This is a genomic window from Nonomuraea diastatica (genome assembly GCF_004349015.1).
Taxonomy (GTDB): Bacteria; Actinomycetota; Actinomycetes; order Streptosporangiales; family Streptosporangiaceae; genus Nonomuraea; species Nonomuraea diastatica.
Genome location: NZ_SMKP01000264.1, coordinates 1 through 11,410 on the forward strand (window position 1 = coordinate 1; position 11,410 = coordinate 11,410).

The 11,410-nt window shown below is 72.8% G+C and carries 9 protein-coding genes; 6 read left to right on the forward strand and 3 right to left on the reverse strand.

Features of this window, described 5'->3' with window-relative positions:
- From E1294_RS48180 to E1294_RS48200, 5 genes are all read left to right on the forward strand, one after another.
- Positions 1–1,173, forward strand: a 1,173-nt coding sequence (locus tag E1294_RS48180; RefSeq protein ID WP_132518866.1) for a DUF4153 domain-containing protein, incomplete at its 5' end; no start/stop codon positions are given.
- A gap of 8 nt (positions 1,174–1,181) precedes the next feature.
- Positions 1,182–2,723 carry an N-acyl-D-amino-acid deacylase family protein gene (locus tag E1294_RS48185; RefSeq protein ID WP_132518867.1) on the forward strand — a complete coding sequence of 514 codons (1,542 nt, stop codon included), beginning with the start codon at positions 1,182–1,184 and terminating at the stop codon, positions 2,721–2,723.
- A gap of 60 nt (positions 2,724–2,783) precedes the next feature.
- Positions 2,784–3,860 carry an alanine racemase gene (locus tag E1294_RS48190; RefSeq protein ID WP_246083805.1) on the forward strand — a complete coding sequence of 359 codons (1,077 nt, stop codon included), beginning with the start codon at positions 2,784–2,786 and terminating at the stop codon, positions 3,858–3,860.
- A gap of 9 nt (positions 3,861–3,869) precedes the next feature.
- Complete coding sequence (locus E1294_RS48195) at positions 3,870–4,250, forward strand: RidA family protein (RefSeq protein ID WP_132518868.1); 381 nt, start codon at positions 3,870–3,872, stop codon at positions 4,248–4,250.
- A gap of 9 nt (positions 4,251–4,259) precedes the next feature.
- Complete coding sequence (locus E1294_RS48200; protein ID WP_132518869.1) at positions 4,260–5,450, forward strand: hypothetical protein; 1,191 nt, start codon at positions 4,260–4,262, stop codon at positions 5,448–5,450.
- Between the two features lie 63 nt (positions 5,451–5,513).
- Here the strand turns inward: E1294_RS48200 and E1294_RS48205 are convergent, their stop codons facing one another.
- Positions 5,514–6,128 carry a LysE family translocator gene (locus E1294_RS48205; protein WP_132518870.1) on the reverse strand — a complete coding sequence of 205 codons (615 nt, stop codon included), beginning with the start codon at positions 6,126–6,128 and terminating at the stop codon, positions 5,514–5,516.
- A gap of 102 nt (positions 6,129–6,230) precedes the next feature.
- Between E1294_RS48205 and E1294_RS57600 the strand changes: the two genes are divergently transcribed.
- Positions 6,231–9,047, forward strand: coding sequence for a helix-turn-helix transcriptional regulator (locus tag E1294_RS57600; protein WP_132518871.1), 2,817 nt, complete (start codon positions 6,231–6,233; stop codon positions 9,045–9,047).
- 412 nt (positions 9,048–9,459) lie between these two features.
- On the opposite strand, the gene otnK is transcribed toward E1294_RS57600, so the two are convergent.
- A complete protein-coding gene (gene otnK, locus E1294_RS48215) occupies positions 9,460–10,689 on the reverse strand; it encodes a 3-oxo-tetronate kinase (RefSeq protein ID WP_132518872.1) in 1,230 nt (409 codons plus the stop codon).
- A 119-nt stretch (positions 10,690–10,808) separates the two neighbouring features.
- The coding region (locus E1294_RS53760; RefSeq protein WP_220448372.1) for an RAD23 family protein at positions 10,809–11,410 on the reverse strand (602 nt) is incomplete at its 5' end.

Sequence of the window (11,410 nt, forward strand, 5' to 3'; positions counted from 1 at the left end):
GCGCTGGCGGTCTCCGGGGCGGGCACGGGCTGGCTGGGCGTGATCAGAGGCGGCGTGTCCGTGGTGCTCGCGCTGGGCCCGGTGCAGTGGTTCCTGGCCGGGCCGCTGAAAAAGTTGTCGGCCAGGCGGCGCGTCATGCCGACGCTGGCCGCCCTGGGCATCACGGCGGTGCTGCTGGCGGTGTTCGGGCTGCTGTTCGCCTCGGCGGACGCGGTGTTCGCCGCCTACCTGGAGCGGGTGACCACCGCGCCGGACTGGGCGGAGTCCGCGCCGTTGCGGATCTTCCTCTTCGTGCTCTTCGCCGTGCTGCTGGCCGCGGTGGTGCTGGTCGCGCTGCGGCCGGTGAACGATCCCGTGGGGCCGCAGAAGAAGTTCAGGGTGAGCAGGAGCATCTGGCTGGTGCCGCTCACGGCGGTGAACCTGCTGTTCGCGTCGTTCGTGGCCGTGCAGATCACGGCGCTGTTCGGGGGCGATGCCTGGGTGCTGAGGACGGCGGGGCTGACCTACGCCGAGTACGCCAGGCAGGGATTCTTCCAGCTGGTCGTGGTCAGCGTGTTCGTGCTGGGCATCGTGGCCGTGGCCGGTGGGCTGCTCAGGGCCGAGCGGCGCGAGCGCTGGCTGCTGGCGGGGCTGCTGGGGATGTTGTGCGGGCTGACGATGGTGGTGCTGGTCTCGGCATTGCACCGCATGAACCTCTACACCGACGCCTACGGCCTGTCCAGGCTGCGGTTGTCGGTGCAGGCCACGGTCTGGTGGCTGGGGGCGTTGTTCGCGCTGGTGCTGCTGGCCGGGGCGGTGCGGTTCGCGGGGCGCGGCTCCGGCTGGCTGCCGCGTACGGTCGTGCTGGTCACCGGGCTGGGCCTGGGCGCGTTCGCGGTGGTGAACCCGGACCTGCAGGTCGCGTACTCGCAGGTGGAGGTGCGCGGCGTCACCCAGCTGGACTCCGACTACCTGGGCGATCTCGGCGCGGAGGCGGTGCCGGCCCTGGACCGGCTGCCCGAGCCGCAGCGCAGCTGCGTGCTCGCCGACGTGGTCGAGGCCAACGGGCTGGACCGCCCCGATCCGTGGAACGGCTGGAACCTCGCCCGCTTGCAGGCCCGCGACCTGCTGGCCGAACATCCGGTCAACGAGTCCGTGGAGTGCGGCCCGAAGCCGTATCGCGGCTCTGATTGAATCCATGGGTGAGGTTCGACGTAGTCATCAGCGGCGGCAGGGTGCTCGACGGCACGGGCGCCCCGCCGTTCCGGGCGGACGTGGCGGTCGCCGGCGACAGGATCGCGGCGGTCGGCAGGTTGGACGGCGCGCAGGCCGGGACCGTGATCGACGCGACGGGCCGGTTCGTCGCGCCCGGCTTCGTGGACTGCCACGCCCACGGCGACGCGGCCGTGTTCGACCCGGCCGTGCAGCGGGCGGCGCTGCGGCAGGGGGTGACCACGTTCGTGCTCGGGCAGGACGGCCTGTCCTTCGCGCCCGGATCGGCCGCGACCGTCGCCTACGCCGCCCGCTATTTCGCCGCCGTCAACGGGCCACTGCCCGGCGGGGCGCCGCAGGACGGGTCGCTGACCGTGGGTGAGCTGCTCGACGGCTACGACCGGGCGGTGGCGCTGAACACCGCCTACCTCCTGCCGCACGGCACCATCCGCTACGACGTCATGGGCCCGTCGTCCGCTCCCGCTTCGGCGGGCGACCTGGCGGCGATGGTGCGGCACGTCGAGCGCGGGCTCTCCGAGGGCGCGGCCGGCCTGTCGAGCGGGCTCGAATACCTGCCGGGCCGCTACGCCTCCGCCGAGGAGTTGGCCGCGCTGTGCGCCCCGCTCGGCGGGCTCCCGTACGTCACCCACATGCGCGCCTACGGTGCGCATGCCGGGGTCGGCATGGCGGAGGTGGTGGACATCGCCCGGCGCTCCGGCGCCGCCGTGCACGTCTCCCACCTGCACGGTCCCGCCGGCGTGCTGCTGCCGCTGGTCGAGGAGGCGCTCGGCGATGGCGTCGACCTGACCTTCGACACCTACCCCTACCTGCGCGGCAACACGATCCTGGCCATGGTCGTGCTGCCGCCGTCCGTGCCCGGGGCCGAGACCGACCGCGCCCTGGAGATGATCGCCTCAGACGGGCTGGACGACTGGTGGCCGACGCTGGCCGGCACCTGGCCGAGGCTGACCGTCTCGCACGCGCCAGGGCTGGATTGGGCGGAGGGCCTGACCATGGTGGCGGCGGCCGAGCGGGCGGGGCTGGAGCCGGCCGCGTTCTGCCGCCGCCTCCTGACGGAGACGCGGCTTGAGGCGGGCGTGGTGTCCGCCCGCCCCGACGAGGGCCCCGAGGGTGAGGAGTCCGTACGCCGGATGTTGCGCCATCCGTCGCAGACCGGCGGCTCCGACGGAATCTATGTGGGTGGTCATCCGCATCCGCGGGGGTTCGGGGCGTTCGCCCGGTTCCTTGGCCGGCATGTCAGGGAGCTCGGCGACTGGACGTGGGAGCAGGCCGCGGTGCATCTGGCCGCGCATCCGGCTCGGCGGTTCGGGCTGGCCGACCGGGGGCTGGTGCGCGGCGGGTTCGCGGCCGACGTGGTGGTGTTCGACCCTGACACGGTGGCCGACCTGGCGACGTACGCCGCTCCGCGCACGCTCGCGTCCGGCGTGGACGACGTGCTCGTGTCGGGGGTGCGCGTGCTGGCCGGGGGAGAGCTGACCGGCGCCACGCCCGGGCGTGCGCTGCGGCCCTGACCGCGGCTGGGTCTTGCCCGGGATGTCAGGATAACGTCGGACGCTGATGGAAGGGGCCTTGTGCAGGAGACGCTCGGGCGGTCGATCTTCGACGGAGCGCTCGGTTTCCCGCTGATGGTGGTGCGCCAGGACGCGCTCGAGCACAACGTGGCGACGATGGCGGCCTTCGCCCGCGACCACGGCCTGGAGCTGGCGCCGCACGTCAAGACGCACATGTCCGCTGAGATCGCCGCGCTCCAGCTCGGAGCGGGCGCCTGGGGGCTGACCGTCGCCACGCCGCGCCAGGCCGAGGCGGCCAGGGGCTTCGGGGCGAGCCGGATCATGGTCGCCAACCAGGTCGTCGACCCGGCGGGGCTGGCCTGGGCGGCCGGCGAGCTGGAGCGCGATCCCGCGTTCGAGATCCTGAGCTTCGCCGATTCCGTGGCCGGGGTCGGCGTCCTGGCCCGCCACGCGGGGGCGCGGCCGTTCCGGGTGCTGGTGGAGCTGGGGCACGAAGGCGGGCGTGCCGGGTGCCGCTCGCTGGACGACCTGCTGGCGGTGGTGGCCTGCGCGCAGGAGACGCCCGGGGTCGAGCCGGTGGGGATCGCGGGGTACGAGGGCGCCCTCAAAACCGCCGACGAAGTCCGGAAATATCTGGACTCGTTGCAGGACGCGGTCGCCTACCTCCGCGTCCGCGACCCGATCCTGACCGTGGGCGGCAGCCAGTGGTTCGACGTGATCGGGCGCGAGCTCGTCGCCACCCAGGCCCGCATCCTGCTGCGCAGCGGCGCCTACGTCACCCACGACGACGGCTACTACCGCGAGCGCACGCCGTTCAACCGCATCCAGGGCGAGCTGCGGCCGGCGCTGGAGGTGTGGGCGCACGTGCTCTCCACACCCGAACCGGGGCTGACGGTCGTCGGCATGGGCAAGCGGGACGCGCCGTACGACGAGGGGCTGCCCATCCCGCGGCGCGCCGGCGTCACCGTCACGAAGATGCAGGACCAGCACACCCTGGTGCGCGGCGACGGGCTCGAGGTCGGTGACCTGCTGGCCTTCGGCATCTCGCACCCCTGCACCGCGTTCGACAAGTGGCGCGAGCTGCCTCTGGTGGACCAGGACTACCGTGTCGTTGGCACGATACACACCAACTTCTAGGGAGAAAACGTGAAGAAGGAGCTCAGGACCACCGAGGGCGCCGCCCCGATCGGCGCCTACTCCCAGGGCCTCGTGGTGGGCGACTTCGTCTACACCTCCGGCATGGGGCCGATCGACCCGCAGACCGGCGAGGTCGACGGCGACGACGTCGCCACCCAGACCCACCGGGTCATGCGCAACCTCGGCGCCATCCTCGCCGCGCACGGCCTCGGCTTCGACGACGTGGTCAAGGCCACGGTCCACCTGCAGCACCTCAAGCGCGACTTCGCCGCGTACAACGAGGTGTACAAGTCGTACTTCAACCCGCCCTTTCCCGTACGCACCACCGTGGGGTCCGAGCTGATGGACATCCTGGTGGAGATCGACTTCGTCGCGTACAAGAGCGCTTAAGGTCAGCTTGTGGACAGTTCGGTATACGCCTTCGTGGAGGACCTGCGCGGCGAGGGCGTCGAGCGGGTGCTCGACAGGATCAGCGCGTACGGTGTGCGCGGCGTCACCGTCGGCGCCGTGCACCACGCCTCCCGCGACGTCACCCCGCACGGACTGTCCCGGCTGACCATCCGCCACGACGGTGCCCACTTCGCCCCGCCGCCCGACCTGTTCTCCGGGCTCCGGCTCGCTCCCGTGCCGGGCTACCAGGATGCTTTCGACGGGCTTCGCGAAGCCTGTGCGCAACGTTCCATCAAGCTCCACGGATGGACGGTGTTCCTGCGTAACGCCACGCTCGGCGAGAAGCATCCGGACGTGACGGTCCGCGACTGCTTCGGCGACCGCGGCTCGCTCACCGACCTGTGCCCCGCCCACCCCGACGTGCGCGAATACGCGGTCGCGCTGGCCAGAGCGGTGGCCAGGCTCGGGGTCGACAGCGTGGTGGCCGAGTCGCTGCACTTCAGGCCGCTCAGGCCGCAGCGCTCGTTCGTGCCGCTCGGGCCGATGGACACCTACCTGTTCGGGCTCTGCTTCTGCGACTACTGCATGGGCAGGGCCACCGACCTGGGTGTGAACGCCGACGTGGCGCGCGACGAGTGCGCCAGGATCGTGGGCGGCGTGTTCGACGGCGACCCGGCCGCGCAGGGCGAGGTGACCAGGGCGGCGCTGACCGCGTACGCGGGGCCGGAGGTCGTGGCCTACGCCAGGGCCCGGTCGGAGACCGTGACCACGCTGGTGTCCGAGGTGGCCTCCGCTGTGGCGGACGAGGGGTCCAAGCTGGTGTTCATCGACTCCACCGGCGCGGTCAAGGGCGACGCCGACGGGCTGCCCACGCCAGGGCTGGCCGCCCATGACGCCTGGCAACTCGGCGTCGACCTGGTGGCGCTCGGCGACCTGGTGCCCGCCTTCGGGGTGCTGGCCTACGCGCGCGACGCGGCCAGGGTGGCCGACGACGTGGGAGCCTACCTGCGGTCCGTGGGTAAAGATCGCGAGGTGCGTGCCGTGCTGCGGCCGGGCCATCCCGACAGCGACTCGGCCGACCGGCTGGTGGCCAAGGCCCGCGGCGCCAAGGGGGCGGGCGCGTTCGCGGTCGACTTCTACGCGTACGGGCTGGCGCCCCACCCCGTGCTCGACCGCATCCCGGCCGCGCTGGCCCTCTGAACCGCGGACGGCGTTGAGCAGCGCGCTCCGGCGTTGAGCAGCGCGGCTTCGGCATCGTACGGATCATCTTCTCCCGGCGAACGCGGTGGCCACTCCCAGGCCGAGGTAGACGACGCCGCTGACGTACCGGAGCGTCCTGGCCCTGCGGCGCAGGCGGCGGCCCAGTGCGCCGGCGGCGAACGCGTACACGACGTCCGACACCAGCCCCAGGAGCAGCGCCGTGAGTCCGAACACCACCACCTGCACGGTCGGAGAGCCCGCGCCGGGGTCGACGAACTGTGGCAGGAACGCCAGGAAGAACAGCGCCACCTTGGGGTTGAGCACGTTGACCAGCACCCCTTCGAGGAACACCTTGCGCAGTGGTTGCCGCCGCGGTGCCCCGGTCTCGGCGTCCTTGCCCATGAACGCGCGGATGCCCAGGTAGACGAGGTAGGCGACGCCCGCCCACTTGACGATCGCGAAGAGCGTCGCCGACTGCGAGATCACGTACGACAGGCCCGCGGCGGCCGCCGCGATGTGCACGAGTGTGCCGATCTCCACGCCGAGCGCGCTGGCCAGGCCGGCCGCCCGGCCCTGGGCGAGGCCTCTGGCGGTGATGTAGAGATGGTTCGGCCCCGGGATGAGGATCAGGGCGAGCGAGGCGGTCACGAAGAGGGCGTACGTTGTTGGAGGAATCACGAAAGAGCAGCGTAAGATGCTTTTGGTAGGGAGATCAGGGCCAATCGGAGGCCGTTTCCCCGGACCAATGAAGTGTCGGAGGGGCGTGGCATCGTTTCTGGCGTGAAGGATCTCCTCGTCGGGCGCGCTGCTGAGCTGGCCAGGCTGGTGCGGGTGACGCGGTCGGCCGCCGACGGCACGGCAGGCGTCGCCCTCGTCGGCGGCGACGCCGGCATCGGCAAGACCCGGCTGGTCACCGAGCTGGTCGCCGAGGCCCGCGAGTGTGGTTTCCACGTGCTGGCCGGCCAGTGCGCCGAGCTGGGCGACGCGCTGCCCTACCTGCCGCTGGCCGACGCGCTGCGCGGCGCGGAGCCGAAGGTGCGCGAGGCCGCCGCCGCCCATCCGATGCTGGGCCAGCTGCTCCCCGGCACGGAGAGCGCGCAGCCGGCAGGGCTCACCCAGCAGCGGCTGTTCGGCTCGCTGCTCGGGTTGCTGGCCGACGTGCAGCCGGTGCTGTTCGTGATCGAAGACCTGCACTGGGCCGACCGGTCCACCCGTGACCTGCTGGTCTTTCTCAGCCGCATGGTGCAGACCGAGCGGGTCTGCGTCGTCGGCACCTATCGCACCGACGATCTCCACCGGCGCCATCCGCTGCGCTCGGTGCTGGCGGAGCTGAAGCGGCTCCCGACGGTGACGCACGTCGAGCTGGGGCCACTGAGCGAGGGCGACATGTCTGACTATGTCGCCACTATGGGTGAAGTGGGCGCTCGGGAGCTCGGGCTCATCGTGTCCCGGGCCGACGGCAACCCGTTCTACGCGGAGGAGCTCTTCGCGGCCATGGCCGAGGGCGACGAGCTTCCCGACGAGCTCGCCAGCCTGCTGATGTCCAGGGTCGAGGTGCTGTCCGAGGCCGGGCAGCGCGTGTTGCGGGCCGCCGCCGTGGCGGTGCGCAGGGTGGAGGACGAGCTGCTGCGGGAGGTGTCCGGGCTGCCGCTGGCGGAGTTCGAGGAGGCGGTGCGGGAGATCGTCTCGCGCGGGCTGCTCAGGGTCGACGGTTACGGCTACACCTTCCGCCATGCGCTGCTGCAGGAGGCCGTCTACACCGACCTGCTGCCCGGCGAGCGCACCAGGCTGCACGCCGCCTTCGCCCGGCTGCTCTCCTCTCCCGCCGAGCTGGCCCATCACCATCTCGCCGGCCACGACCTGACCGGGGCGCTGGCGGCCTCGGTCGAGGCGGGCCGCCAGGCCGCGCTCCTCGGCGCGCCCGCCGAGGCCCACGAGCACTACGAGCGGGCGCTCGGCCTGTGGGAGCGGGTCGACGGGGCGGCCGGGCTCGCCGGGGAGAGCAGGGAAGGGCTGGCGTTCCGCAGCGCCGTCATGGCGGCCGGCGCCGGCGACAACCACCGTGCGATCACCCAGCTCAGGGCGCTGCCGCCGACGTCCGAGGTGCTCGAGCGGCTCGCCTACTACCTTTACGAAGCCGACGACCAGCCGGCCTCGATCGCGGCGGCGGAGCGCGCGGTCGAGACGGCGCGCGACCGGCCCGAGCTCGCCCGCGCCCTGGCCACCCAGGCTCGCGCGCTGCTCTGGAGCCCGCGCCACCGCGAGATCGAGGGCCTCACTGCCCGCGCGCTCGACGTCGCCCGCGCGTCCGGGGCCAGAGACGCCGAGGTGGGGGCGCTGCTCACGCTGGCCACCTACGTCGAGCACCGGGGTGACGTCGGCAGGGCCCACAAGCTGGTCAACATCGCCGCCGCCGAGGGCTCCGGCGACCTGGCGATGGACCTGCGCGCCCGCTTCCACCACGCCCGCATCCACTACGAGGGCGGCCTGCTCGACCACGCGGCGGAGGTGGCCGACGAGGGCATCCGCATGGCGTTCGAGACCGGCCTCAAGTGGAGCACCTTCGGCACCGACCTGCGCTTCCTGCGCTTCCTCATCCACTACGTCGCGGGCGAGTGGGACCAGGCGGAGACGGTCGCGGGCGGCTTCCCCGCGCGGGTGGGCACCGTGCCTGAGGCGATCCTGTCGTCGTACGCGCTGTTCGTCGAGGTGGGGCGCGGCCTGCCGGCGGTGGAGAGCCGGCTGGGGTGGTTGCGGCCGTTCTGGTCCGACGAGCTGGCCGCCTACATGTCGCGGGCGCTGGCCGCCGAGCACGCCCTGTGGAACGGCGACCCCCAGGCCGCGCTCGACCACGTGCACGCGGTCATGGACCGGCTGGTCGAGGGCGAATCGGGCACCATCCGGCTGGCCGCCGTCGGGCTGTGGGCGCTGGCGGAGCTCGGCAGCACCGGCGGCGCCGACGAGTTGCGCCGCCGCGCCCGCAACGCCGTCGAGGCCGGCCCCACCGGGGAGGGCGGCCACCTGGGTCCTGAGGGTCGGGCCTGGGGCCTGCGCGTGGAGGCCGAGTGGCACCGCGTGCACGGCCGGCTCGACGTGGAGCTGTGGCGGCAGGTGGTGGAGACCTTCGACTACGGGTTCGTCTACGAGACGGCCCGTGCCCGCTGGCGGCTGGCCGAGGCACTGCTCGCCGCCGGTGACCGGGAGGCGGCCCAGGTGGAGTGGGATCTCGCCAGGGAGACGGCGGGCAAGCTGCGCGCCGCGCCGCTGGAGAACGCGCTGCACGAGTTCGGGCGCAGGGCCCGCTTCGGCGACGGGGGCCGCAGGGCTCGTTTCGGCGGTGGTTCCGGGGGCGGCGGCGGAGGGCGCGGGGTTCGCTCCGGCAGTGGTTCCGGAGCCGGCGACGGAGGGCTCACCGCCCGCGAGAGCGAGGTGCTGAGCCTGGTCGCGGAGGGGCTCACCAACCGGGAGATCGCGGAGCGGCTGTTCATCGCGCAGAAGACGGTGAGCGTGCACGTCTCCAACATCCTGGCCAAGCTGGAGGTGTCCACCCGCACCCAGGCGGCCGCGGCGGCCCGCCGCCGCGGCCTGCTCGACTAGCCGGTCACGCGGCGCGGGTCATGCGGTCGATCAGGAGATCGCTCCTGCGCTGCTGCTGCTGGTGCCCGGCCGTCGTGGGCCCTGCTAGGCCGTGCGGAGACGTCCCCTCGGCGAGGAGGCGACGTCGTGGCCCGCCGCCACGGGCTCCCAGGGCCGCGACCAGCTCCCCGAACGCCGCGCACAGCTCCTCGGGCCAGCTCGCGGGCGGCCGTGATGATCATCCGGTGGCGCTTCGCGCGTTCACAGGCAGCCGGTCGGCGGCCGACATACCGGGCAATTCCATCCGGGGGCCATAGGAGAGGCCGCACAGGACGGCGGGCGGCGGGCGCGATCGACTCGTGCTCGCGGGTCGTTGGGGGGTTCGGTCAGGGGTCGGGCTTGTGGGTTGTTGGTCAGGGGGTTGGGACGCCGGTTATCGTGAGGACTCGACCAGGAGGCCGGGTTCGCCGAAATTGCCCGACTTGAGCAGGAGTGTGAGACCGGACGCCGTGTGGATCCATGGCACGCCGCGCGCCGCCTCCGCGCCGATCATCCCGCCCGGCACGCCGAGCGCGCTCACGACGGCCCCCGAGGTCTCGCCGCCGGCCGAGATCACGCGGGTGACGCCCCGCTCGACCAGCCCCTGCGCGACGCGGCCTATCGCCGACTCCAGGATCGCGGCCGACCGCTCCGCGCCCACGATTCCCTGCACCCGGCGCAGCGCCGCGGGGTCGGCCGATGCGTAGACGAGGGGCGCTCCAGCCTCGACGTCCAGCGTGTCATACCAGGCCAGCGCGTCCCGGGCGAGCGACTCGGGGTCCTGGTCGGCCAGCGCGTCCAGCCGGTAGGCCGGTCTGCCCGCCTCGATCATGGCGGCGACCTGCTCCAGCGTGCGGGCCGAGCAGCTGCCCGCCAGCACCGCCGCGGCGCCCTGCGGCGCGGGGGCGGGCGCGTGGTCGTGCCCGGACCGCGCGTGCGCCGCGGCGAGCCCGCCGGCGAGCCCGGCCGCGCCCGCGACCAGCGGCGCGTCCGCCAGTGCCCGACCGGCGGTCAGGAGGTCGGCGTCGTCAACGGCGTCGACGAGGGCGTAGCGCACGCCCTCCGCCCGCAGCTCGGCCAGCCGCCGCCCGATCGCCCCCGCCCGGACCTGCGCCAGCGTCACGACGCCCGCCCGGTGCGCGCTCTGGCCCTCCAGCAGGCGCGGCAGGTACGAGTCGGTCATCGGGGTCAGGGGATGGTGCCGCATGTGCGACTCGCCGAGCGGCACGTCACCGACGAAGAGGTAACCGTTGTCCTGGGTGCGCCCGTGCTCCGGCGAGCTGGGCGTCATGGCGACCACGGGCACGTCCATGGCGTCGGCCAGGGCGTCGAGGACCGGCCCGATGTTCCCCTCGGCCGTGGAGTCGAACGTGGAGCAATATTTGACGTAGACCTGGCGGACGCCGCGCGAGCGCAGCCAGCCCAGCGCGGCCAGCGACTGCGCGACCGCGTCCGTCCTGGCGGCGGTCCGGGTCTTCAGCGCGATCACGACCGCGTCGTGCTCGGGTGGTTCCGCCGCCGCCGGCGGAAGCCCGAAGAACAACACGGTACGGATGCCACGGCGGCGCAGGGCCACCGCGACGTCGGTCGCGCCGGTGAAGTCGTCCGCGATGGCGCCGATCATCGAAGCCCCGTGGCCTGGTGGGAGTCGAACATGATGCTGACGTTATCGACGTGCGCCGCCACCGCTGACCGGGGGTCTCGGACGGCACGCCGATGACCGCGCCCAGACGGTCCCCGGGCTCAGCCGGGGGCGTCCAGGTCGCGGAAGAGAAAGTAGTTCTTGTGGTCCGCCTGCAGGTAGTGGTGGAACTTCGTGGCCTTGGCGCGGGCCGTCCTGTCGGCGGTGACGACCGTGAGCACGACGTACTTCTTGATCGATCCTGAGCGGATCTTCCCGTAGACGAACGTGTCGAGCGCCTGGTCCCGGCGCCACTTCACGGCATTGGAGGAGAGCTCGGCCAGGCGCGTCGCGGCGGTCTTCGCGGTGGCCTCGCTCGGGAACGACATGATGACCTGGATTGCCTTGAGGTGCCCCGAGTAGGCCGAATAGGCGAGCTCGATGGCGCGCTCGCACTGGTTCTTGGCCAGTTCGCCCTGCCTGTCCACCGTGTCGCAGGAGTCGTACGTCCATCCGCCCACCTTGTGGGCGGCGAACTTCGCCTCCCCCAGGCTGAACTTCCAGTCAGGGAACTCACCGTGCGTGATCGGCGAGCCCGGCTCAGGGCGGCTCGACCTGCCGGGGTTCGTGCTCGGCTCCGTGCGCTCCGCCGTGGGATCGGTGCTGGGGCCGGACGTGGGCTCCGCCGTGGGATCGGCGCTGGGCTCCGTTGCGGGGCTGGACG

Bases quoted from the DNA above. Each gene is read 5' to 3' on its own strand.
- otnK (WP_132518872.1), bottom strand. From the start codon at position 10,689: ATGATCGGCGCCATCGCGGACGACTTCACCGGCGCGACCGACGTCGCG.